At 71.2% G+C, this 23,307-nt stretch carries 22 protein-coding genes; 13 read left to right on the forward strand and 9 right to left on the reverse strand.

The window, feature by feature from the left end:
• Positions 1-38 precede the first annotated feature (38 nt).
• Positions 39-599 carry a hypothetical protein gene (locus E9565_RS00305; protein ID WP_236833751.1) on the reverse strand — a complete coding sequence of 187 codons (561 nt, stop codon included), beginning with the start codon at positions 597-599 and terminating at the stop codon, positions 39-41.
• A 727-nt stretch (positions 600-1,326) separates the two neighbouring features.
• Between E9565_RS00305 and E9565_RS00310 the strand changes: the two genes are divergently transcribed.
• Positions 1,327-1,620, forward strand: coding sequence for a hypothetical protein (locus tag E9565_RS00310; RefSeq protein ID WP_236833753.1), 294 nt, complete (start codon positions 1,327-1,329; stop codon positions 1,618-1,620).
• A gap of 240 nt (positions 1,621-1,860) precedes the next feature.
• Here E9565_RS00310 and E9565_RS00315 read toward each other — a convergent pair whose 3' ends face one another.
• Genes E9565_RS00315 through E9565_RS00335 form a run of 5 tightly spaced genes read right to left on the reverse strand, consistent with a single transcriptional unit; the run spans position 1,861 to position 7,139 of the window.
• Entirely contained in the window at positions 1,861-2,583 is a 723-nt protein-coding gene (locus E9565_RS00315) for a helix-turn-helix domain-containing protein (RefSeq protein WP_236833754.1), read from the reverse strand.
• Positions 2,580-3,797, reverse strand: coding sequence for a hypothetical protein (locus E9565_RS00320; RefSeq protein WP_236833756.1), 1,218 nt, complete (start codon positions 3,795-3,797; stop codon positions 2,580-2,582). The genes E9565_RS00315 and E9565_RS00320 overlap by 4 nt, the downstream gene beginning before the upstream one ends.
• On the reverse strand, positions 3,797-4,552 hold the full coding sequence (locus tag E9565_RS00325; RefSeq protein WP_236833758.1) for an ATP-binding protein: 756 nt from the start codon (positions 4,550-4,552) through the stop codon (positions 3,797-3,799). The genes E9565_RS00320 and E9565_RS00325 overlap by 1 nt, the downstream gene beginning before the upstream one ends.
• A gap of 5 nt (positions 4,553-4,557) precedes the next feature.
• Positions 4,558-6,420 carry a hypothetical protein gene (locus tag E9565_RS00330; protein ID WP_236833760.1) on the reverse strand — a complete coding sequence of 621 codons (1,863 nt, stop codon included), beginning with the start codon at positions 6,418-6,420 and terminating at the stop codon, positions 4,558-4,560.
• The gene (locus tag E9565_RS00335; protein WP_236833761.1) at positions 6,417-7,139 is read right to left on the reverse strand and encodes a hypothetical protein; all 723 of its coding nucleotides are present in this window, start codon (positions 7,137-7,139) and stop codon (positions 6,417-6,419) included. The genes E9565_RS00330 and E9565_RS00335 overlap by 4 nt, the downstream gene beginning before the upstream one ends.
• Before the next feature lie 1,000 nt (positions 7,140-8,139).
• Between E9565_RS00335 and E9565_RS00340 the strand changes: the two genes are divergently transcribed.
• Complete coding sequence (locus tag E9565_RS00340) at positions 8,140-8,445, forward strand: hypothetical protein (protein ID WP_236833762.1); 306 nt, start codon at positions 8,140-8,142, stop codon at positions 8,443-8,445.
• A 174-nt stretch (positions 8,446-8,619) separates the two neighbouring features.
• Here E9565_RS00340 and E9565_RS00345 read toward each other — a convergent pair whose 3' ends face one another.
• Both E9565_RS00345 and E9565_RS00350 read right to left on the reverse strand, forming a co-directional pair.
• Positions 8,620-9,177, reverse strand: coding sequence for a bacterial proteasome activator family protein (locus tag E9565_RS00345; RefSeq protein WP_236833763.1), 558 nt, complete (start codon positions 9,175-9,177; stop codon positions 8,620-8,622).
• Positions 9,178-9,327: 150 nt separating this feature from the next.
• The gene (locus tag E9565_RS00350) at positions 9,328-9,861 is read right to left on the reverse strand and encodes a DUF4143 domain-containing protein (RefSeq protein WP_236833764.1); all 534 of its coding nucleotides are present in this window, start codon (positions 9,859-9,861) and stop codon (positions 9,328-9,330) included.
• A gap of 488 nt (positions 9,862-10,349) precedes the next feature.
• On the opposite strand from E9565_RS00350, the gene E9565_RS00355 reads away from it, so the two are divergent.
• The 9 genes from E9565_RS00355 to E9565_RS00395 all read left to right on the forward strand — a co-directional run bounded on the left by E9565_RS00355 (position 10,350) and on the right by E9565_RS00395 (position 18,941).
• Positions 10,350-11,369: a TerC family protein gene (locus tag E9565_RS00355; protein ID WP_236833765.1), complete on the forward strand. Its 1,020-nt coding sequence runs from the start codon at positions 10,350-10,352 to the stop codon at positions 11,367-11,369.
• A 160-nt stretch (positions 11,370-11,529) separates the two neighbouring features.
• On the forward strand, positions 11,530-13,668 hold the full coding sequence (gene ftsH, locus E9565_RS00360; RefSeq protein WP_236833766.1) for an ATP-dependent zinc metalloprotease FtsH: 2,139 nt from the start codon (positions 11,530-11,532) through the stop codon (positions 13,666-13,668).
• 190 nt (positions 13,669-13,858) lie between these two features.
• Complete coding sequence (locus tag E9565_RS00365) at positions 13,859-15,250, forward strand: NAD(P)/FAD-dependent oxidoreductase (RefSeq protein WP_236833767.1); 1,392 nt, start codon at positions 13,859-13,861, stop codon at positions 15,248-15,250.
• 536 nt (positions 15,251-15,786) lie between these two features.
• Positions 15,787-15,948, forward strand: coding sequence for a lipopolysaccharide assembly protein LapA domain-containing protein (locus E9565_RS00370; RefSeq protein ID WP_236833768.1), 162 nt, complete (start codon positions 15,787-15,789; stop codon positions 15,946-15,948).
• Between the two features lie 291 nt (positions 15,949-16,239).
• On the forward strand, positions 16,240-16,683 hold the full coding sequence (locus tag E9565_RS00375) for an Hsp20/alpha crystallin family protein (RefSeq protein WP_236833769.1): 444 nt from the start codon (positions 16,240-16,242) through the stop codon (positions 16,681-16,683).
• Positions 16,684-16,849: 166 nt separating this feature from the next.
• Complete coding sequence (locus E9565_RS00380; protein WP_236833770.1) at positions 16,850-17,566, forward strand: peroxiredoxin; 717 nt, start codon at positions 16,850-16,852, stop codon at positions 17,564-17,566.
• Between the two features lie 44 nt (positions 17,567-17,610).
• Positions 17,611-17,901 carry a glutaredoxin family protein gene (locus tag E9565_RS00385; protein WP_236833771.1) on the forward strand — a complete coding sequence of 97 codons (291 nt, stop codon included), beginning with the start codon at positions 17,611-17,613 and terminating at the stop codon, positions 17,899-17,901.
• An 85-nt stretch (positions 17,902-17,986) separates the two neighbouring features.
• Positions 17,987-18,370 (forward strand): DUF2267 domain-containing protein, encoded by a 384-nt coding sequence (locus tag E9565_RS00390; protein WP_236833772.1) that lies wholly within the window; start codon positions 17,987-17,989, stop codon positions 18,368-18,370.
• 97 nt (positions 18,371-18,467) lie between these two features.
• Complete coding sequence (locus E9565_RS00395; protein ID WP_236833774.1) at positions 18,468-18,941, forward strand: Dps family protein; 474 nt, start codon at positions 18,468-18,470, stop codon at positions 18,939-18,941.
• Between the two features lie 113 nt (positions 18,942-19,054).
• On the opposite strand, the gene E9565_RS00400 is transcribed toward E9565_RS00395, so the two are convergent.
• Positions 19,055-19,780, reverse strand: coding sequence for a beta-phosphoglucomutase family hydrolase (locus tag E9565_RS00400; RefSeq protein WP_236833776.1), 726 nt, complete (start codon positions 19,778-19,780; stop codon positions 19,055-19,057).
• Positions 19,781-20,218: 438 nt separating this feature from the next.
• Here E9565_RS00400 and E9565_RS00405 point away from each other — a divergent pair, with 438 nt between their 5' ends.
• On the forward strand, positions 20,219-20,803 hold the full coding sequence (locus tag E9565_RS00405; RefSeq protein WP_236833778.1) for a DoxX family protein: 585 nt from the start codon (positions 20,219-20,221) through the stop codon (positions 20,801-20,803).
• A 165-nt stretch (positions 20,804-20,968) separates the two neighbouring features.
• Positions 20,969-23,086, forward strand: a complete 2,118-nt coding sequence (gene glgX / locus E9565_RS00410; RefSeq protein ID WP_236833779.1) for a glycogen debranching protein GlgX — start codon at positions 20,969-20,971, stop codon at positions 23,084-23,086.
• Positions 23,087-23,307 lie beyond the last annotated feature (221 nt).

Consider the following 23,307-nt stretch of genomic DNA (forward strand, 5'->3'; position numbering starts at 1 on the left):
GCCGCACCAGGGTGGTGCGGCCCCGCTGTTCGTGCAGGTCAGGCGAAGTCGAACCGTTGGTTGTTGCCCTCGGTGACGCCGTCCTCGGACAGGCAAGCGGTGTCGACGTAGGACCGCAGGCCGGGGTTGACCAGCGGCAGGTGTGTGGACTCGAAGTCCCAGGTGTCGCCCGTCCGGTAGCCGCGGAGGTTGTTGTTGGGCAGGCCGCCGAACCAGACGTGGCACTCGATCTGCTGGTAGATCGAGTCGGCCAGCGCGTTGTACAGGCCCGGCACGCAGGACTGGGTTGCGTGCCAGATCGCGTTGGTCATCGCCCGGGACCTGTTGGCGTAGTCGGTCCAGCCGTTGTCGCGGGCGTACTGCGTGGGCTCGACGCTGATCTTGAAGGAGCCGTCGGCGTAGTAGTAGGTCGTCAACGATGCGATGAAGTCGTCGCTGTAGGAGCAGCCGAAGATGTGGTGGGGGGACTGCTCATCGTCGGCCTGGCTGATGCCCGGCGCACCAAAGAGCAGCAGCAGGATCGTCCCTGCAGCCAGCGCGATCCGCGTGAGCAGGGTGTGTGCTCGGCGCGTGCCGCGCCGTCGGGTGTGGGTGTGCATGACCATCCCTGAGGTCGGGTGCTGACCTACCCTCAGCGGGTCGCTGCGGGTAGGGCAGGCCAACCTGGGTGCATCCACATGCGCGGACCATGCCCAGGCGGACCTGTGTTGCCGTCACCTCCCGGCGGCCGGTGCACTCCCTCGGGTGGTTCACTCGACCCCTGCTAGAAGGCCGGGCGGAAGCACGCGCGGTTGTCGTGAGGTTCGAGCATCGTGGCATGCGGCACAGGGGTCGGCAAGGCTGTGCCGGGGCAACTTCAGGTTCCCCTACACCGGGCCCCGGTGATCGGAAGGTCACGCCGTGTGAGACGGCGCTGTCAGCGTCCTAGAGCGCGAAATGCCCCCTGGCTAGCAGACCAGGGGGCACTCGTCGGCGCTCGCCAGGCGAGCCCGAGAACCCTAGGCGTCGACACGGCGCCCGGGGGTGACGGCAACACGGTCGCCTGGTTGGGCGATCGCGCTGATCTCCCGAGGGAACCCCCGAGAGATTGGTGAAGATTAGCGACCTCGGCGGGGAACGCAAGAGTTGAGGGCCGCGTGGCGCCGTCCCGTCACCGGGCCGGGGGAATCGATCGATCGGGTGTCTGCCGTAGCTCCGCGGCACGCCGGTGGGCCGGAGGTGTCGGTGCCGCGGCCTACCGTCGGTGTCGACGACGCCGCACGAGCAGAAGTCCCAGGTGAGCGACTCGCGGATGCCTCCCGATGTGGGGACGTTCCGGTTTCTGCTGTGCTGGCCGAGGAGTTCACCTCCAATGACGGCCTGCCGCACATCGTGGTCATGGACGAAGACGCCCAGGACTACTGGGGCGTTCGGCAGGCCGGCGTCAGTCTCACCTGCCGCGGCGTTCGAGACACCGCCCTCCGTCGCCGCGAGCCGGTGGAGGGCCTGACGTGGCCGGAGGTCCACGCCATCGCCTGGTGGCGTCCCGTTCGGGACGCCGAGGACGCCTGGACGTTTCTGGCCGAGCACCAGCACTGTGTTCGCCGTCCGCGCCTGGACATCGGGATCTCCTGGCAGTGACCGGTTGGTACCGGTGGACGCGGGGGCGCGTCGAGCGCTTGCATGGTGGGCCGGCACGCCACGCCCTCGGCGCAGCCCCAGCGGGAGGCGGCCGCCACGTCTCGGTGGGCGCCGTGTCGGGAGAGCGCGCCGCTGGTTCCGATCCCGGAGCCAGGCAGCGCCGACGCATGCGGGCCGTGGCTGCTGGGCCGTCGGCTATCCGGCCCAGGAGCCACGCCAGCAGGCGTCGGCCGCTGGCTGTCACGCGTCGAAGGCGTACGCGGCGTCGGGGGTGAGGCGGTGACTGTTTCGGCCGCCGTTGTTCTCGTGGTAGACGATGCCGAGATTCATCAGGCCGGCCAGCGGCATGAGTTTGTCCTCCTGGATGCGGCTGCTGTGCAGTTGGCCGGTCATGACGTCGTGCAGAATCTCGGCTTGGCGGACGTCCATGCCGTCGGAGGCGACCCGCTGCGAGGACACGCGGTCGGCGTCGTCGTCACCGCTGCTGTCCAGTGGCCGCAGCGTGATCGCCCCGTTGAGCTCGTGCACCGCAATGCCGGCGGGACGCAACTGCGCTTCGAGGCCGTCCTGGGCGGCGCGCAGGCGAGCCCGGTCCCACTGGAACACCGTCGCGATGGCGACCTTGCGGGTCAACCGCGGCTCCTGCAGCAGCAGGCGGCCCAGGCGGCTGACGTCCGCGGCGAGCGTTGACTCGTCGCCGGGTTCGTACGGGTTGTCCGCGTGGGAACAGGCCTCGGACGTGGGGCGCTGCAGCAGGTCGGTGACCGGAATGCCGAGGACGTCGGCGATGCGGGTCAGCTGGTGCAGCGGGGTTTCGCCGGGAATGTGGTTGGTGGTCTCGATCGACCGGACGCTGGGGCCGGTCAATCCGGTGCGGCGCGCGAAGGCGCGCAGGGTGCCCTGATCGCCGAGCATCTGCCGGCGACGGCGGATGATGTGCCCGTTGATCGGTTCCGATTTCACGCTGCGGCTCCTTCCCGCAGTCGATGCACGCTGAGGTCCAGGTCGGTCACGAACGGGTGAAGGCGGGTGGCGTCGCGCCACCGGGGAATGGTCAGCGGAAGCCCGAGGTCGCGGCGGGCGGCGTGCAGCGCGGTGCGGATGGCCGGGGCCTCGCTGGTGAACAGCCGGGTGGTGGCGGCGGTGCGGCGCTTGGCCTCTTCGGCGAGGCGCTCGAAGCGGAGGGCGCGCAGATGCAGTCGGCCTTCGTCGCACAGCGGCACGGGCCCGTCGGCGGTGGCCACGGCGCCGGTCTCGGTCACGTCGCTGAGCTGCAGCGCAAGCAGTTGATCGATGGAGTGTTCGGCGTCGGTGAGCACGACCGCGGCGGCCTTCCACGGGGCGTAGAGGCGGCGGACCAGCCGCAGCTCGTCGCCGGTGAGCCGCCGGTGGGTGGCGTCGGCGATGAAGTAGCCGAGGCTGCTCAGATCGATCTTGAGCAGGATGCCGTTGACGAACGCCGCGGCCTGGCAGGCCCGGATGATCGTGGCGGCGTGCGCCGGATTGACCACGATGGCCATCTGGATGCGCAGAAACTCGATCACCTCGGCCTCGGTGAGGTCGCCGGTCAGGATGGCCCGCGCGCTGCGGAACGCGAAGACGTAGGCGTTGTCCACCTGCCGGAACTCTTGTGGACTGAGCAGTCGTCGGCAGGTGGCTCGGAACAGCGGAAAGTCCACGTGCGGGACCTCGGGGGGAAAGGCGTAGGCGTTCCGCCGCTCGCTGACCGGGGCCGGCGCGTGGAAGCGGCGCGGGTCCCAGTCGAGCAGTTCTCCGCCGGTGGCGGCGACCCAATTGCGCGCGGTGCTGTTCCGGTCGAGCTCGCTGACCAGGTCCAGGTCGAGATCGTGCTCGTCGGCCAGTTCCAGCAGATAGCCCAGGCCTTCGTCGCGGGTGCGGGCCCGCGCCCACTCGCAGTGCACGACCACGAGCCGCCGGATGTCGTGGGCGTGCAGGTAGGCCTTGCAGACGCTGCGGTCGTCGGCGACCGACTGGGTGCGGGCGGCGGCGTAGTCGCGGTCTTTGCCCATGGCGGCCAGCAGGTCCCGGAACACCCAGTTTCCGTACTTGCTGCCCGGGCGCATGCTGATCGCCAGCGTGCCGGCGTCCGGGGCGTTGAGTTCCAGCAGTCGACTGGTCGGCACCTCGACCGGGTTGTAGGCGTGCGTGATGCGCATCAGGCCACGTCCTGGTCGGTGGCGTCGATGATCTCGTGGCGATCGACCCGCAGCAGCAGCTCGTCGGCGAGCGCGCCGCTGATCCGGGTGGCCTCGGGGTAGTCGGTGTCGAGCAGCAGCAGGATCTGTGACCAGTCGCGGAGCCGGCCGCGGCAGTGCCGCTGGTCGAGTCGGGCGAGGATGCCGGCGGCGGTGCGCTTGAGCCGCGGATCCAGGTCGTGCAGCACGGTGATGAGGTCCTCGCCGGTGAGCCGTTGGAAGTGGGCGCGGACGAGGATGCGGTCGTCGAGGGCCGGTTGGGTGCGGATGGCGGCCTCGACGCCGTTGCCGACGAGCAGCAGGCCGAACGATTCGCGGGTGACGTCGTGGATGTAGCGCAGCTCGCTGATGCCTTGACCGCCGATGGTCTGCACCTCGTCGACGATGAGCAGGCCGTTCCAGTCGCGCAGCAGGTCGATGGCGGCGTCTTCGAGGGCGTCGCCGCTGGCGTCGTAGACGTCGCCGGTGAGCGCGCGGACGATCTTGCGCAGAGCGGTGAGCTTGGCCGGCCGCGGGGGCATCACCAGGTTGATCGTCGGTGCCTGCTGCTGGCTGGCCACCCACTCGGCGGTGGTGGTCTTGCCGGTGCCGACCGGGCCGTCGAACAGGCCGATCGCCTGGGTGTCGAGCACGGTGGCGGCGGTGTCGATGCCCTCCAGCAGGGAGGGAGTGTTGACGACGGTCTCCGGCATGCCGGACAGGCGGCGGCGGGGCATCGGGCTCACTGCTCCTCGGGGGTCTGGGGTGGCGGGGTGTTGGACGGGGTGCTAAGGCCACGGCGGGCCAGGCGGGCGGCGGCCTTGCTCGTGCGTGCCTTGGCGACGGCCGGCTGCTCGCCGCGGGCCGGGGCCGGCGGCAGCGGGGCCTTGCGGCGGACGACGGGGCCGCGGCGGGTCAGTTCGGTGTTGATGACGGTCACCGAGCCAGCCGTCGGCTGCTCCGGCGCATCGCTGGGCGCCGCGCTGGAGTCGGCGTCGGCGCTGGAGCCGGTCTCAGCATCGGGGGTGTCCGGCTGGCCGGCGTCGGGTGAGCTTGCGCCGTCAGGCGCGGTGGCGGGTCGCGGTGTGTCTGCCGTGCGGGCCGGGCGTTTGCGGGGCGTGCTGACCGGCGAGGGCGCAGCCGCGGGGGCGCCGGCCGCGTCCTGCCGGGGATCCGCGGCGCCGGGGGCGTCCGGGACCTCCGGGGGCTGGTCGTCGGGCGTCCAGTCGTCGGCCGGGTCGACGGCCGAGGATTCCGCGTCGCTGCGGTCCGCGACGGCTTCGGCGTGCATCCGGCGGGCGGTGGCGTCGGCGTCGATCCGCCGGGCCTCCTCCTCCTGCCTCGCCCGGTTCTCCAGCAGCTTGACGCGGTTGGCCGGAGTGATGCAGTCCTCGTGGATGGCGAAGGTGAAGAAGTTGAACTCCCGGGTGGGGCTGATCGCGATGAAGTCGCGGTTGCGCTCCAGGTACCGGACGTAGACCTCGGTGCCGAGCCGGGCGTTGTCGTCGACGGGGGTGTAGTAGCTGTTCCGGAAGAAGACGCCCTTGGTGAGGATTTTGTGGCTGGCCGCCTCCTTCATCATGTTGGCGACGAGGGAGTCCTCGCTGATCTCGACCAGTTCGGTGTTGTCGGCGCCGAACTTGAGCACCGGGGGCCGGCCTTGCAGGACGCTCTGGGTCCGCGTGATGTTCCAGTGGTCTCGGAACGAGTCCAGATGGCGGGCCAGCCGTTCGATGCCCCACAGGTCGCCGCGGTTGGGGGGCATGAACCGGGGCTGTCCCGAGCGGGTACGCCCACCGAGGGTGACCCCGGGCACGCCGCGCAGCGCCTCCCGCTGCAGCAGGCCGATCTTGGTTTCGGTTTGGCCGTTCTGCCAGTGGGCGTGGTTGTCGATCGGCACCCCGACGATGCCGAGCCGGCCGATGCCCTTGGCGACCGCCTCGCCCAGATGCTCTTTGGCGTTGTCGTACTGGACCTGCACCGGCAGCCCGCCGATGAAGGTGCCGTCGTAGTCGCGGCCGACGGCGGCTTCGGTGAGGGCGGCGGCCACCGTCTCCACCGTGGGCCTGCCGATGATCAAGACGATGGACAGCAGCGCGCGGCTGTAGAAGTCGGTGACGATGGTGACCCACGGCTTGATCGGGTCCTTGTACCGCGGGATTGTCACCCAGACCGGCAGCTCGGTGTGGTCGAAGCCCCAGGTGTGGTTGCGGTGCAGTGGCTTGCCGATCAGGTACAGCCGGTTGCGGACGAGCGCCTCGTTGCCGCGCAGCGCGGTTTCGAACAGGCCGCGGTCGACTTCCCGCAACCGCCGGCAGTAGGTCTGGTAGGTCACCGTCACGGCGCCGGACTCGAAGCGTTCCCGCCACGCTTCTTGCACGGTCAGGTTGGTGGCGACGGCCACGTAGTCCTCGTGCGCGGGCATCCAGCCCCGCTCGCTGGCCGGCTCCGGGAAGCCCTCGGCCAGCCAGCGCCGCAGGGTGGAGTAGCCGACCTGGTACAGCTCGGCGATCTGCCGCAGGGAGTCATTCGACCAGCTGCCGTCGCCGCGGCGCAGCCGCAGAGCCGCCTCGTAGGCCGCGGCTCGCTCGGACCAGGAGGTCACGCCGCCGCCTCCATTTCGGGCAGCACCGCCAGGTCGCCGCCGGCCGCGATGAGCGCGTGCTGCTGCTGGCGCAGCGCCACCGGCGACAACGCGGTGGCCGTCAGCGGCGCCACGACCCCGTCCGGACGGTGTAGCCGCGCGTCGGCCAGCGCGCTGACCGGCAGCAGCCGCACCCCGGCGCAGGCCGACCCGTAGGTCGCCGACCCGCGAACGAAGCGGTCCAGTTGCGCCACGGTGGCGTCGTCGAGCAGAAGCCGGGGGTTCTTCCAGGTCTTCAGCTCGTCGAAGAAGATCCCGAGCGTGGGGTGCTCGTAGGTCAGATCGATCCGGCCGGCCCCGAGGGTCTGCTCGGCGCCCAGATAGGCCACGAAGCTCGGCGGGGCCAGGCGCTGCACGTAGTGGCTGGCCAGGGAGGTGATCCGGGTCTCGACGGCCTGCCGGCGACCGCGGACGCCTTCCTGCGCGACCAACGCCGCCGCCTGCGGGTAGAGCAGGTCGACCAGCGCCGACGGGCTCAACTCGCGGGCGGTGTCGAGGGTGTCGGCGAGCAGTTGGTGGACCAACTTGCCGACGATCCGATCGAAGTCCAGCGACGCGCTGCGCGGCGCCGCGATGTCGTCGAGCACCGACCGGCGGCTGCGGCGCAGGTGGCCCGCGCGCACGTGCGGCGGCCGGGTCGGCGCGACCGTGCGCGGGCGGGGCGGCAGCGGCTCGCTCATCGGACCCACCGCCTCGGGCAGGCCTGCGGTCCGGCGGTCCGCGCCGAGCCGACCGGCAGCGTCCCCGGAGGCCGCTGCCGAGCCCGGGGCCTTGCCCCGGTGTCGCCGTAGATCACGAGGTGTCTACGGCTGCTTCCGGGTCGGCGCTGAACACCGACGGTGATCGAGGCACTCCCAAGGGGGAGGTCAGCCCGGGGGCGCGCCGGTACCCGGCGGGCTGGGCTCGATACGTCCGGCCGCGGTCCGCCGTGGCCGCCGGCCGCTGTGGAGCAGGGAAGCCGGTGGCGGTCGCCGACCGCCGTCGGCGGCACCGGGGCCGTGGTGCGGTGGGAGGTCGAGCAGCCGGGCCGGTGCGCGCGGACGAGAAGCCGCGCCGGAGGTCGGGCTCTCGGCGCGAACGGTGCGCCGGGACGCGCCCGCCGGTGGCGTGCCGCGGCGCCGGGTTGCCAGCGCGCGCGCTGATCAGGGAAGATGGACATGCCAGATCACTTCCTGTGGGTTGACGACCGAGGTGAGTGGTCTGCATGGGGCGTCTGCGACTCGCGATCGCAGGCGCCCCTCACTTCTTCGTCCGTCCGGGGAACGGAGGAAGGAGCCGGTGTGGCCGCTGGCTCAGGCGGAGGGCTGTGGCCGGTGGTCGCCGGCCGCGGCGCGGGCGGAGGTGGTGGCGGCTCCCTCGTGGCGTTCGGTGCTGGGCATCGGTGGATGCGCTCGGCCGCATGCGGTACACGCGGTGTCTCAGTCCTACCACAGGGCCAGGCCTTTAGCGCGCGCGATCTCTATGGTTCATCGCGCCGGACCGCGCGGGCGGTCCCAGTTCGCCGCGCGACCACCACACGATCCTTGACGTTATGTATGCATCACGGGTCTGTTGTCACTATCGCTCGGAGCTTCGTGCTAGCGGCTTCATCGCGCGCACAGCAGCAGTTTCATCGCGCACGGCGAGCGGTTAGCATGCGCTCTGAGCAGCAGCTTCGTTCGAGCGGTTCTGGGAGAGCAGATGACCGAAAGTGCGGGAACCGGGGACGGCCCGCGGCGGGACTGGCCACCCCTCGACGCCCCCAAGGCGTCCTGCCTGTACCCGTGGTGCACTCGCCGGCTGAAGTTCCGCACCGAGGGCTCGGGTCGCCAGCCCCTGTTCTGCGGGCGCGCGCACCGCGACCTCTACGGCCGAGAACGCCGCTCGCTGGAGCGGCAGCTGGCCGCCGCCCGAGCCGGCGGGCAGAGCACCGCGATCAGCATGCTGGAGTGGAAGCTGCTGCGGTATCCCACCCTGCGCGTCCCGCCCGGCTCGGACGGCAGCTGAGCGCCCACGACCGGCTCCCCGGGGCACGGTCCGGCCAGCCGCCCGCCACACCAAGCCGGCAGCGCGCACGGGGTGTGCCGCGGCGGCCGACCGGCTGATCGGGGTCGACGGCGCGGGCGACGAAGCCGCACGGCGTCGCCGCTCTCCGGTCGCCTCCGGCGGTGGGCCCCGGCTTCAGAGGTACTGGCCGCCGTCGGGGCGCGCCTGCAGCTGCTGTGGCATCGCTCCCAGCACCGCCTGCCGACGCATCTCCTCCAGCTGCGCGCGGGCGGCCATCTGCTGAGCGAACAGCGCCGTCTGGATGCCATGGAAGACGCCCTCCAGCCAGCCGACCAGCTGTGCCTGGGCGATGCGCAGCTCGGCATCGGAGGGGGTGGCATCCTCGCTGAAGGGAAGGGTGAGCCGCTCCAGCTCCTGGCGCAGCTCCGAGGACAGACCGGCCTCCAGCTCGCGGATCGACCGGGAGTGGATGTCGCGCAGCCGGGTGCGGCTCGCGTCATCCAGCGGAGCGGTCCGCACCTCCTCCAGCAGCTGCTTGATCATGGTGCCGATCCGCATGATCTTCGCCGGCTCGGCCACCAGGTCGGCCACCTGTGGTAGGCCGTCGTGATCGCCGTTAGCGCCGTTGCCTGCCGCCGCTGACGGTGTCTTGGTGGCGTCGGCCGGTGGCCCGTCAGATCCCACCACCAGCCCCTGCGGGGGACGCGCGCTGCCGTTGGCCGAAGCGGTCATGCCTTCATCCCTTCTCGTGCTGGACGGTCGCTTTCCGGATCGGGCGACGCGGCCTGCTCCTGCAGTAGACCTACCAGTTCCGTCGGCCGTTCGCGCCTCCCCGTGGCCGCTGTACCACCCCGCAGGACCGGCCTGCGCATCGGCGCGACGTCACGGGCCGAGCAGCGCTAGGGGCACCACGGCGATCCCGTCGGCTCGGCGGTAGGCGTCGGGCCCGGTGGTGATCACGGCCGCGTCGACCAGGTCCGGACCGAGCTGCTCGGTGAGCCAGCGCAGGTGTCGGACATCGCTGTCGGACACGGCGTGCGTCAGCTTTCCCTCCAGAGCAAGGACCCGACCGGTGGGCCCGGTGACGATGAAGTCGATCTCTCGCTCCCCGCCCTTGGTGCCCAGGTGGGCCACGCTTGCCTCCGCGGCTTGGGCGAACACCCGCGCGTGCAGGGCGACCAGCAACTCGAAGAGGGCGCCGAGGTAGGTGCCGTCCCGAGGGAGGGGCTGGCTGGGATCGCGGCCGTCGAGAGATCGGCGGGCGAGGAGCCGGTCAGCGCTGAGCAGGAACCGTTCGGGGGAGTTGTCGGCATCCATTGCCCGGCGCATGACGTCCCAGGAGGTGGGGTAGCGCTGCCACTCGTCGACCAACGTCGGTGGCGGGCCGGCCGTCAGCCGGGAAGGATCGGCGCGCACCAGCCTCGGCGGTGACCGCGTCACTGAGGGCGAACACTGTCACCGCCCGACACGAGGCAGTGGCGGTCTTGCCCACACCCTTGGGCCCGTCCAGGCTGACTGCTGCGACGCCGGCCAATAGCTGGTCGAGTCCCTCGTCGACGACCCGTCGTCGGTAGGGCGACGCAATCCCTCCTCGGATCGGGGCGTGGACGCCCGTGGTCGTGAGCCTGCGCTACCGTCGGTCGGCCCTTCACGCGACTGATGGTCGAGCCCTGGGGCTACGTCGGTCGGCTTAGCGTTGGCCCAGTGGGTGGCGCCATGACTGTGTCGGCGCTGTGGCACCTGCCCGCCCGGCGTCGTGTTGTATCGGCGAGCACCGGTTGCGATGACATCGACTCGCCCGATCATGAGATTCGTCGGGGCGGGCTCACCGACGATCCCGTGCGGGCGGTCGATGGGTGCTGTCCGGGCTCGTGGGTTGCCGAGCGAGTCGCTGGGAGGTCGGGATGCTGCAGATCAGTGGAAGCGTCTGGGTCCTCACCATCGGAGTGATCGTGGGCCTGCTGGCGCTGGACCTGGCGTTGGCCGCGGCGCGGCCGCACGCGGTCCGATTCCGCGAGGCGGTGGCCTGGTCTGTCTTCTACATCGCCGTGGCGGTCGTGTTCGGGTTGGTCCTCACGGCGTGGGCGGGCGGGGAGTACGGGGCGCAGTACTTCGCCGGCTACATCCTGGAGAAGAGCCTGTCGGTCGACAACCTGTTCGTCTTCGCGGTGATCATGACCGCGTTCGCCGTTCCCGAGCAGCATCAACACAAGGTGCTGACCTTCGGGATCGTGGCAGCCCTCATCATGCGCGCCCTCTTCATCGCCATCGGCGCCGCGTTGCTGAATCTGTTCTCGTTCATGTTCTTGCTGTTCGGGGTGCTGCTGCTGTGGACGGCCGTGCAACTGTTCCGGCACCGCAACGAGGACCCGGAGGTCCAGGACAACGGCATCGTCCGGCTCGCCCGCCGCACGCTGCCCCTGACCGATGAGTACGTCGACGGCAAGCTGCTCGTCCGGCTCGACGGGCGACGGGTGGCCACGCCTCTGCTACTGGTCCTGCTCGCCATCGGTGGCACAGACCTGCTGTTCGCCCTGGACTCGATTCCCGCGGTCTTCGGCGTGACGCAGGAGCCCTACCTCGTCTTCGCCGCCAATGCCTTCGCGCTCCTGGGCCTGCGGGCGCTGTACTTCCTGGTCAAGGGACTGCTGGACCGGCTCGTCTACCTGTCCACCGGGCTCGCGGTGATCCTGGCCTTCATCGGCGCCAAGCTGATCCTGCACTGGGGGCACACCGTGGACAACCGCGTGCCCGAGGTCCCCACCTGGCTCTCGCTCGCCATCATCGTGGTCATCCTGCTCGTGGCCACCATCGCCAGCGTGCTCAAGGTGCGTCGGGATCCGGAGGCGCGCGCGCACGCCGGTTCGCTGCACGAGCGCTCGCGGGAGGCGGAGCGCGCTGCGCGGCCCCGTGCAGATGCCTGAGGCGACGGCCGGTTGCGGCGTCGCGGATGTGGTGTTAGTCGAGCCCTGCGGCCGGGAATCTGCTCCACATCGACGCCGGCGGACCGGCAGGTCCGGCGGGAGGCAGCTCGGCTGGCGGCAGCCGTCCAGTGGTCGGGGAGTGTCGGGAGGAGGCGCAGCAGTGACCGGCCGGCAGGAAGAGGTCGTCGACCGTGGCCCCGGGATCACCCGGCGCGAGCAGCGTGAGCAGGACGCCGGCAGGAGCCGGCGATGGCGTCCGCCGTGGCGGGTGGAGGGCGCCCGCCCGGACACCGAGTCCGACCGGTGGGCCGACAGCTGGCGCCGCCCCGGCGGCAGCCGGTTCTGGCTCGTGCTGGCCGGACTGCTGCTGGCGAACTGGCTGCTGTCCGGTCTGCTGCTGGCGCCGCCACCACGGCTCGACGTGCCCTACACCGTCTTCCGCGAACAGGTGGAGGCAGGCAACGTCGCCGAGGTCACCACGGTCGGCGACACCATCGAAGGACGCTTCGACGAGGCGGTGACCTATCCGCCCGACGACCAGGACACAGCCTCCGGCGAGGGCGTCGTGCCGCAGCTGGGCGGCCAGCCGCGCAGCTCGACGCTGTTCACCACCGAGCGGCCGTCGTTCGCCGACGACGGGCTGATGAGGCTGCTGCTGCGGGAGAACGTGACGGTCAACGCCGAACCGCCGGACCGGGTCCCGGTCTGGCAGCAGCTGCTGTTCGGCTTCGGCCCCACCATCCTGCTCGTGGCGCTGCTGGTGTGGCTGGCTCGCCGCTCGGCCGCCGGTGCCGGCCTTGGCGCCGGGCTGGGACTGGGCAAGTCCAAGGCCCGCCGCTACAGCCCGGAAGCCGGACCGCGCACCACCTTCGACGACGTCGCGGGCATCGACGACGTAGAGGAGGAGGTCCGGGAGATCGTCGACTTCCTGCGCAACCCCGACCGCTACCGCCGCCTCGGCGCCCGCGTGCCCAAGGGCGTGCTGCTGTGCGGGCCTCCGGGCACTGGCAAGACGCTGCTCGCCCGCGCCGTCGCCGGCGAGGCCGGGGTGCCGTTCTTCTCCGTCTCCGCCGCCGAGTTCATCGAGATGATCGTCGGCGTCGGCGCCAGCCGGGTGCGCGACCTGTTCGAGCAGGCCAAGAAGGATGCCCCGGCGATCATCTTCATCGACGAGCTCGACGCGATCGGCCGGGCCCGCGGCAGCGGGGCCGCCGTGGGCGGGCACGACGAACGCGAGCAGACGCTCAACCAGATCCTGACCGAGATGGACGGGTTCGACGGCAGCGAAGGCGTCGTGGTCATGGCGGCGACCAACCGCCCGGAGATCCTCGATCCGGCGCTGCTGCGGGCCGGCCGGTTCGACCGCCGGGTGACGGTCAATCCGCCCGACACCACCGGCCGCCAGCAGATCCTGGCCGTGCACGTCCGCGGTGTGCCGCTGGCCGACGACGTCGACCTGGCCGTGCTCGCCTCCGCCACTCCCGGCATGGTCGGCGCCGACCTGCGCAACCTGGTCAACGAGGCCGCGTTGCTCGCCGCCCGGCGCGACCACGAGCGGGTGCAGATGGCCGACTTCACCGACGCCCTGGAGAAGATCGTCCTCGGCGCGGAGCGCAAGATCCTGCTCAGCCCGGAGGAACGGGAACGCACCGCCTACCACGAGTCCGGGCATGCGCTGCTGGGCATGCTGACCCGGGGCGCGGACCCGGTCCGCAAGATTTCGATCATCCCGCGGGGCATGGCGCTCGGCGTCACTCTGCAGAGCCCCGAGACCGACCGGTACGGCTACAGCCGCCGCTACCTGCAGGGCCGGATCGTCGGCGCGCTCGGCGGTCGCGCGGCCGAGGACCTGATCTACGGCGACATCACCACCGGGGCGGAGAACGATCTGGAACAGGCCACCAAGATCGCCCGGCAGATGGTCGGCCGATGGGGCATGTCCGACGCCGTCGGACCGGTCTCGGTGCTGCCTGATCCTCGCACCGAGCAGCCCCTGGCCCTTGACGGCAGCGGGCCGGCGCCGGCCACCCGCGAACTGGTCGACGCCGAGGTGCGACGCATCCTCGACGAGTGCTACGCCCAGGCCCGCGCCACCCTGACCGAGCACCGGGACCGGCTTGACCGCCTCGCCCGGGCGCTGCTGGCCGCCGAGACCCTCGACGCCGACCAGGCCTATGAGGCCGCCGGGCTGCCCCGGCAGGCGCCGGAAGAGATGGTGCCGCCGACCTCACCAGGCCAGCAGCCCTCGGGTGCGCCCACCCCCGGTACCGGCCAGCCGGAGGTGGTCGGTGCCCGGTAGCGCGACGACGCGAGATGCCCCGGCCTCGCGCTTCCTCACCGGCGCCCGGGCCGCTCGGGTGGCCCGTCCGGGCACCGTTACCGCCGGCGCACCCGGACGGGCCGGCCCACGACGCGACCGTGAGCAGACAGACACGTCCACGACATCGCCAGGGTGTTGCGTTCTCCTCCACCGCGGTTAGCAGATCGCCATGGCTCAGCAACCCGTGATTCTCATCGTCGGCGGTGGCTACGTCGGCCTCTACACCGCGCTCCGCCTGCAGCAGCGGCTCGCCCGCAAGCAGGCCGACATCGTGGTGGTCGACCCGCAACCGCACATGACGTATCAACCCTTCCTGCCCGAGGCGGCGGCCGGTTCGGTCGAGCCCCGGCATGTTGTCGTCCCGCTGCGCCGAGTGCTGCCCCGCTGCCGGGTTATCACCGGCGCGGTGACCGAGCTCAGCCACGCCCAGCGCCGGGCCCAGATCGCCCCGGTCGAGGGTGACCCCTTCGAGCTGTCCTACGACATCCTCGTGATGGCCGCAGGCTCGGTGGCCCGCACCCTGCCCATCCCCGGGCTGGCCGACCACGGCATCGGCTTCAAGACCATCGGCGAGGCCATCTATCTGCGCAACCACGTGCTGGCCCGGCTCGACGCCGCCAGCTCCACCGACGACCCCGCCGTGCGGCAGCAGGCTTTGACCTTCACCTTCGTCGGCGGCGGCTATGCCGGCATCGAGGCGTTGGCCGAGCTGGAGGACATGGCTCGCTACGCCATCGAGCACGACCACCCGCGGCTGTCCCCGGCCGACATGCGCTGGGTGCTGGTCGAGGCCGCCGGCCGGATCCTGCCCGAGGTCGATGCCGATCTAGCTGCCTGGACGGTCCGCCAACTGCAGGCCCGGGGCATCGAGGTGCGGCTGAACACCCGGCTGGAATCCGTTTGCGACGGGATCGTCCGGCTCTCCGACGGCGACCAGTTCCCCAGCGAGACGCTGGTCTGGACGGCCGGCACGAAGCCCCACCCGGTGCTCGCGCACACCGACCTGCCGGTCGACGACCGCGGCCGAGTGCGGTGCGAGGCGACGCTGCAGGTGGCCGACGTTCCCGACGCGTGGGCGGCCGGGGATCTCGCCGCCGTCCCGGATCTCACCCAGCCGGGCGCGATGACCGCCCCCAACGCCCAGCACGCCGTCCGGCAGGCCAAGCGGCTGGCCGACAACATCGTTGCGGTGCTGCGCGGCGGCCAGCCCGTCCCGTACCGGCATCGCTATGTCGGGTCGGTGGCCAGCCTGGGCCTGCACAAGGGCGTGGCCCAGGTCTACGGGATCAAGCTCACGGGATGGCGGGCTTGGTTCATGCACCGCGCCTACCACGTCAGCCGCATGCCCACCTTCAACCGCAAGGTCCGGATCGTCGCCGACTGGCTGTTGGCCTCGCTCTTCCGTCGGGAAGTCGTCGCCTTGGGCCAGGTGCAGGACCCGCGGCGCGAGTTCGTCTCGGCTGCGGCCGGTGTCCGCAGGCATCGGGAGTCACCGACGGCCGTGTCGACGCCCGCTGCGGCGGGCAGGTCAGACCGGGCGTCCGCCCGGGCCGCGGGCTGATCCGACAGCCGCTTCGCCCTCAGAGGGAGGGGGCAGGCGAGGCGGCCGCGCCGGTCGACTTCCGAACCGCCTCGCCGCCTCTAGGCCTGGCGCGCCGGGCACCCGGTGTGCATGACGATGCGGACGGCGACGACGCCGGATCCGCACGCCAGGCACGGCCGCTGGGCGCCGGGAAGGCCCGCGGCGAGGGCCGTTAGTCGCTCGGTGCGACCGACGGGCCCGCCGACTGGATCGCCGGTTCGGCCCGGCCACCGGCCGGCACGCAGCCCCACGCCCCCGGGCCGCGCTCGCAGCCATTTGACCTGCCTCTGGAGGGGCAGACCGGACTACGTGACGACCCCCGGCTCTCACGCGGACCCGCCCCCCGGGCCCCGGTCCCGCCGCCACTCGGCACTAGCCACGGCGGCCTCGCCGGGACGTCCGACGCACCGACCCGGCCCGCCACGGGCGAGCCGGGTCCGACCTCCCGCTCGACGGCCAAGGCCGTCGGGCGCACCACGGCCCTCGCGCTGCTGCTGTTCGTCACCGTCGTCCTCGTGCTGTTCGTCGTGTTCAACACGCAGACCGTCGACATCAGCCTGGTCTTCGGCAACGTCGACGCCCCGCTCGTCCTCGCCCTGCTGATCGCGGCGGTCCTCGGCGCGCTCATGGCAGCCTTGGCCCAAGCCGTTCTGCGCGCCCGCCGCCGCAACCGCTGATCTGCGGCGGCCTCGGCAAAGACGGACGACCTTGTCGCCGCCGGGGCCACACCCCACGGTGGCTTCCGTGCACCGGCCGGCGAACCGGCCGAACCCGACGGCGGGGGGAGCCGTCTTGGGGCAGGCAGGGGAGACGATGGAGCGGATCACCGCTGCGGCCATCGCCGCTTATGCAGCGGCGCCTCGACCGACCGGGAATCTCCAGCGGCCGCTGTAGGTTTAGGTGGGCGTCGACTGGACATTCTCCAGTCGCAGTCCACATCCTTCCGGTTCGAAAGGAGGCTGACTCAGATGACACTGCCTGTCCGTTCGCGGCCGCGCGCAGTCGCCGGCTGGGACCCCTTCCGCGAGCTGGACGAGCTCACCCAGCGCGTCAACTCCCTGTGGGAGACGGGCCTCAACGGCGACCTGCACGGCTGGGCCCCGCTGGCTGACGTGGAGGAGACCGACGACGCCTACGTCGTCGAGATCGACCTGCCCGGCGTCAAGCGCGACGACATCGACATCCAGCTCACCGACCGGCAGCTGACCGTCTCCGGGGAGATCAAGGAGAAGGAGCGCACCGGCATCCTGCGCCGACGCACCCGCCGGGTGGGGCAGTTCCAGTACTCGGTCACCCTGCCCGCCGACGTCGACCCGGACAAGGTCACCGCGCACCTCGACGACGGCGTGCTGACCGTGCGCGTGCCCAAGCCCGAGCAGGCCAAGCCCCGGCGGATCCAGATCAGCAGCTGACCGGGATGCGGTCGCACCGCGCATCCCGCCGTCCCACGGGTGGTCGCCCACCCGGCCGCCCGGTCTTCGTTCCGGGTCGACGCCCACGACGGCGCCGACCCGGGACGCCGGGCGTTCCTGCCGTTCACTGACGAAGAGGTGTGATGCCATGACGTCAACTCCTCCGATGCCTGTGGCGCCCCGTCGGCTCCAGCAGCTGGAGGAGCGTTTCGCCGAGCTGGGGGACCAGCTCGACGACTCGCCCACCACCGAGGCCCTCTCGGTCCTGCACGCCATCGTGCAGGAAGTGGCCCGGCAGACCCCACCGCCGGCGAAGGACCCGACGGGAGTCGCCGGCACCACGCTGCAGGACGTGGCCGACCTGTATCTGACCGCGCCGCCGATGAGCGGAGCGGCCGAGTCGACCGGCCTGCCCGTCGGCACCGCTGCACCCGAGTTCACCCTGCCCGACATCAACGGCCAGCCAGTGAGCCTGTCCGACTTCCGCGGACGCCCGGTCGTGCTGGTCTTCTACCCGCTGGACTGGAGCCCCGGATGCAGTCGCCAGCTGGAGCTCTACCAGCAGGAGCTGGCCGAGTTCGAAGCCCGCGGCGCGGCGGTGATCGGCGTATCGGTCGACTCCATCTACAGCCACGGCGCCTGGGCCGCGGTCCGCGGGATCACCTTCCCGCTGCTGTCGGACTTCCACCCCAAGGGTGACGTCGCCCGCCGCTACGGCGTGTGGCGGAACTCCGACGGCTTCAGCGACCGTGCGCTCTACGTCATCGACACCGACGGGGTGATCCGCTACGCCGACGTCTCCCCGCGGGTGGAGCACCTGCCCGACATCTACGACCTGTTCGCCGCCCTCGACCAGCTGACCGGCCAGCGGTCGGCGGCGTGAGTGCGCGTCCTTATCACAACGACCCAGAGGAAGGGAGGTGGCACATGCCCACGCCCGTCATGACCGGTGTCCGCCCGGCCGTCGCGACCGCACCGGTCACCGTGTACGGCAACCGGTGGTGCGGCATCACGCAGATGACCCGCCGGATGCTCGACCGCGCCGGGGTGCCCTACCGCTACGTCGACCTCGACCTGCACCCGGAGATGCACCGGCGGCTGCGGTGGATGGCCGGCGGTGACCTGCGCAACCCGGTGGTCAACGTCGCAGGCGAGTGGCTGGAGCAGCCGACCCCGCGCGAGCTGCAGTGGTCCCTGGCCCGGCACGGGCTGATCTGACCCGACCGCCGACCCAGCCACCGCTGGCCATCACCCGGCGACCACCCAAAGGCACCGAACCACCCAGCGGCACGAAAGGAGTGTCATGCGATACGACGAGTTCCTCGCCAAGGTCCGCGAACACGGCGAGTACGCCGACCAGGCCGAGGCCGACCGCACGACCCGCCTCGTGCTCGGCCTGCTCAGCCAGCGGCTGGTGGACGGCGAACGCAAGGACCTGGCCGCCCAGCTGCCCGCAGAACTGCAGGACGCGGTCCTCACCGCCGCGCCGCAGGAGGCCTTCGGCGTCGAGGAGTTCCTGCGCCGGGTGGCCGGCCAGCTGTCCGCTACCGAGGAGACCGCACGGTGGGACGCCAGCGCCGTGCTCACCACACTCGCCGAGGCGATCAGCGGCGGAGAACTCAACCAGATCCTGACCCAGCTCCCGGCCGGCTACGCGCCGCTGTTCGGCAAGCCCGACCTCGCCTGAGTCCGCCGGCCGGTGACCACCGCACCCGATCCATGTACCCCATCATCGTCAACGACCGCGTCGTCTCGACCGAGCGACGCCAAGGAGGGATTCGCGTATGGCCCTGATCAAGAGCCCGCTGCCCGAGCACGTGCAGAAGATCGCCGGTGAGGCGCTGCAGGGCACCCTGGTCGACCTGATCGATCTGAGCCTGATCGCCAAGCAGGTGCACTGGACGATCGTGGGGCGCAACTTCCGCAGCATCCACCTACAGCTGGACGACGTCGTGGACACCGCCCGGCAGTACACCGACGTCGCCGCCGAGCGCGCCGCCGCGATCGGCGTGCTGCCCGACGGGCGCGTCGACGCCCTGCGGGCGCACAGCCAGGTGCCGCAGCCCCCGGTGGAGTGGATTCAGGCCGAGGACGCGATCCGGTTCTTCGTCGACGTCTTCGACCAGATGGTCGCCCGGATGCGCGACCGCATCGACAAGACCGCGGACGACCAGGTGACCCAGGACCTGCTGATCGAGATCACCGCGGCCCTGGAGAAGCACTACTGGATGTGGCAGGCGGAGAACCAGTCCCGCTGACGCACGCATCCGCGGAGCGGTCGGCCCCGACACACGGGTCGGCCGCTCCGCGTCCCTGCGCTGGTTCGCATCGGGGCCGCCCCGTCGCCCGCGGCGCCGCGACCGGAACGCGGTCAGCACTTCAACAGCACCTCCAGGTCGGGAACCACCACGTCCGCCCCGTAGGCCCGCAGATCTGATGCCTGCCCCACGCGATCCACCCCGACGACATAGCTGAACCCGCCGGCCCGGCCGGCGGCCACGCCCGCCAGCGCATCCTCGAACACCGCCGCCTCTACCGGCGGCACTCCCGCCGCCTCCGCAGCGGCCAGGAAGGTGTCCGGCGCCGGCTTGCCGCGCAGCCCCCGCCCGGCGGCGACGATGCCGTCGACGCGCACGTCGATCATCTCCGCCAGCCCGCTGGCCGCCAGCACCTCGACGGCATTGGTCGAGGCGGTCACCACACCGGTGACCAGGCCGGCGGCCTTGACTGCCCGCAGGTAGCGCGCCGACCCGGGATAGACCTCCACACCGCGGACGGCAAGCTCGCGCAGGAACACCTCGTTCTTCCGCCGGCTGAGGCCGTGCACCGTCTGTGCGTCCGGTGGGTCGTCCGGGCTGCCTTCGGGCAGGCGGATGCCTCGACTGGCCAGGAAGTCACGGACTCCGTCGGTGCGGGGCTTGCCGTCGACGTAGCGGGCGTAGTCGCGCTGGTCGAAGGGTCGTTGGGCGGGGTGTGCGGCGGCGAGGAAGTCATCGAACGTTCGCTTCCACGCGGCTTGGTGCACCGTTGCGGTGCGGGTCAGGACGCCGTCCATGTCGAACAGGCAGCCGCGGATCGATTCGGGAAGCCCCAGCACCGGGGCGAGGCTAATCGGGCCTTCACCTCCTCACCCAATCCATTCCAAGCAGTCCAGTCACTCGGCCCTCTGGGCGGTAGCACAGACACCAACCGCCTGGCGACCCGCCGCCGCGCGGCCGACCCGCTTCTCACTGCGCCGGTGCGGCACCCGTGTGCGGCGGGGAGACACCACCAGCAGCCGGCCTGGCTCCGCCGACCGGGTGGGGGAGCGCTGAGGTCCGGAAGCTGGGCGGGCCGCGAGCAATAGCAGGCGCCGTTCGCGCGGTTCGGTCGCGGACGGGCGCGCCCCGCCGGTCGATGCTCGGGGGCGGTGGGCGCCCCGCCGCCAACGGAACATGGCCACTCACATGTGTCAGACAACCGCCAGGCTTGCGTGAGAGCTCAACCAGATGCGGGTAGGACCGGCTCGCCACCCATTTCTGAAAGGAGGAATGACATGAGCGTGGCTCGGTTGGGTGCGCGCGCCCTCATCGGCGGACTGTTCATCGGGCACGGCACCCAGAAGCTTTTTGGTTGGTTCGGCGGCCCCGGGCGAACCGGCACCGAGGCGATGATGGAGTCCAGCGACATGCGCCCCGCCAAGGTGCACGCGGTGCTGGCCGGGGTGACCGAGACCGTCGGCGGAAGCCTGCTGGCCGCGGGGCTGGGCACACCGGTGGCGTCAGCGGCGCTCACCGGGGTGATGACCACCGCGATCAAGAAGGTTCACCTGCCGCACGGCCCCTGGGCGGCCAACGGCGGCTGGGAGTACAACGCGGTGCTGATCGCCGCGCTGGCCGCGCTGACCGAAGCCGGGCCCGGCAAGTTCTCCCTGGACCACCTGCTGGGCACCGAACGCAGCGGCACACGCTGGGCCCTGGCCGCGCTGGGGACCGGGGTCGCCACCGCGCTGCTCACCATGGCGCTGGGCCGCCGAGGCGCCCCGGCTCTGCCGCACAGCGGCACCGACCAGCCCCGGGACGAGAACGCACCCGCGGCCGAAGGTGACAACGCGCCCACTGCGGAGCCGATCGCCGCGTAACCGGTCGGCGCACACCGCCGACCGACCTCGGTGCGGTCTCGCCCGCTCGGCCGCCGTCCGCGTCAGTGCGCGCGGCCGGCGGGCGAGACTCCCCGGCGACGCGTTGCGCCGCGCGTTCCCGCCGGGTCCTCGGCCAGCGGCTCCTGCGTGCCCGAGGATGAGGCCGTGGAGATCTGGCCGGGCACTGCCTACCCCCTGGGCGCCACCTACGACGGGACCGGCACCAACTTCGCCCTGTTCTCCGAGGTGGCCGAGCGGGTCCAGCTGTGCCTGTTCGACGACGCCGGCACCGAGAGCCGGATCGAGCTCACCGAGGTGGACGGGTTCATCTGGCACTGCTTCTTGCCGGCCGTGGGGCCGGGGCAGCGCTACGCCTACCGGGTGCACGGCCCCTACCAGCCGTCCGCCGGTCTGCGGTGCAATCCCGCCAAGCTCCTGCTCGACCCCTACGCCAAGGCTATCGAGGGTCCGCTGGACTGGAACGAGTCGCTGTTCGGCTACCGCTTCGGCGCCCCCGACGTCCGCAACGACGACGACTCCGCCCCTCATCAAACCCGCTGCGTCGTGGTCAACCCCTACTTCGACTGGGGCCACGATCATCCGCTGCGCATCCCGTACAGCGAGTCGGTGATCTACGAGGCGCACGTGCGCGGGCTGACCATCGGCCATCCCGACCTGCCGCCGCAGCTACGCGGCACCTATGCCGGGCTGGCGCACCCGGCGATCGTCGAGCACATGCAACGCATCGGCGTCACCGCCGTCGAACTCATGCCGGTGCACCAGTTCGTCGACGATCACCACCTGCTCCAGCAGGGCCTGTCCAACTACTGGGGCTACAACACCGTCGGCTTTCTCGCGCCCTACCACCGCTACGCTGCCCGCGGCTCCCGCGGCCAGCAGGTGCAGGAGTTTAAGGCGATGGTGCGCACCCTGCACGAGGCCGGCATCGAGGTCATCCTCGACGTGGTCTACAACCACACCGCCGAGGGCAACCACCTCGGCCCCACCCTGTCCTTCCGCGGCATCGACAACCGCGCCTACTACCGCCTCGCCGACGACCCGGCCTACTACGCCGACTACACCGGCACCGGCAACACCCTCAACGTCCGGCACCCGCACTCCCTGCAGCTGATCATGGACTCGCTGCGTTACTGGGCCACCGAGATGCACGTCGACGGGTTCCGGTTCGACCTGGCCGCCGCCCTGGCCCGCGAGTTCCACGACGTCGACCGGCTCGCCGCCTTCTTTGACCTGGTCCAGCAGGACCCGATCGTCTCTCAGCTCAAACTCATCGCCGAGCCCTGGGACGTCGGCGCCGGCGGCTACCAGATCGGCAACTTCCCGCCGCTGTGGACCGAGTGGAACGGCCGCTACCGCGACGCCGTGCGCGACTTCTGGCGCGGCACCCCCGGCACCGTCGGGGAGTTCGCCTCCCGCCTCACCGGCTCCAGCGACCTGTACGAGTCCAGCGGTCGACGGCCCTTCGCCTCGATCAACTTCGTCACCGCCCACGACGGGTTCACGCTGCATGACCTGGCGTCTTACGACCACAAGCACAACGAGGCCAACGGTGAGGACAACCGCGACGGCACCGACGACAACCGGTCCTGGAACTGCGGCGCGGAGGGTCCCACTGACGACCCTGGGATACAGGCACTGCGGCGGCGGCAGGTGCGCAACCTGTTGGCCACCCTGCTGCTGTCGCAGGGCGTGCCGATGCTGCTGGCCGGCGACGAGTTCGGGCGCACCCAGGGCGGGAACAACAACGCCTACTGCCAGGACAACGAGCTCTCCTGGGTCGACTGGGCCCGGGCGGAACAGTTCGCCGATCTGACCGCCTTCGTCGCCCGGCTGACCCGGCTGCGCCGCGAGCACCCGGTCTTCCGCCGGCGCCGGTTCTTTCAGGGCCGACCGGTGCGCGGCACCGATTTGGAGGACATCGCCTGGCTGACCCCGGACGGGCAGCCCATGACCGACGCCGAGTGGACTTCCGGACACGCCGGCGCCCTGACCGTCTTCCTCAACGGCGGCGGCATCCCCGAACCGGACCGTCACGGCCGCCGCATCAGGGACGAGTCCTTCCTGCTATTGGTCAATCCGAGCGCCGAAGCGCGAATCTTCACCCTGCCCGGCGCTGTCTACGGCCTCGCCTGGGAGGTTCAGCTGGACACCACACGTAGCACGGGAGCAGACGACGACGGCGACCCGGCTGGGCGCGTAGCCGCAGGGGACACCCTCACCCTCAGCGGACGGTCCCTGTGTCTCCTGCGCCAGGTTGCCTAGGCATCGCCTGCGACCGCGGTCGGCACGCCTCGTCAGCCGCGGTTGAGACGCTGCTCACTGTGGTGCCGAAACGCTCTTCACCCCCGAGTCGCCGATGGACTACCGTCCGGATCGGTCACACATTGCGCTGCACGTTCCTGTCCGGCCGCAGAGCCGCACCGTGGCCGATCTAATCGCGACGGGGGGACGAGCAACATGTTGGGCCGGACGGACCCGTGGGC

This window comes from Blastococcus sp. KM273129 (assembly GCF_021698995.1).
Classification (GTDB): domain Bacteria; phylum Actinomycetota; class Actinomycetes; order Mycobacteriales; family Geodermatophilaceae; genus Blastococcus.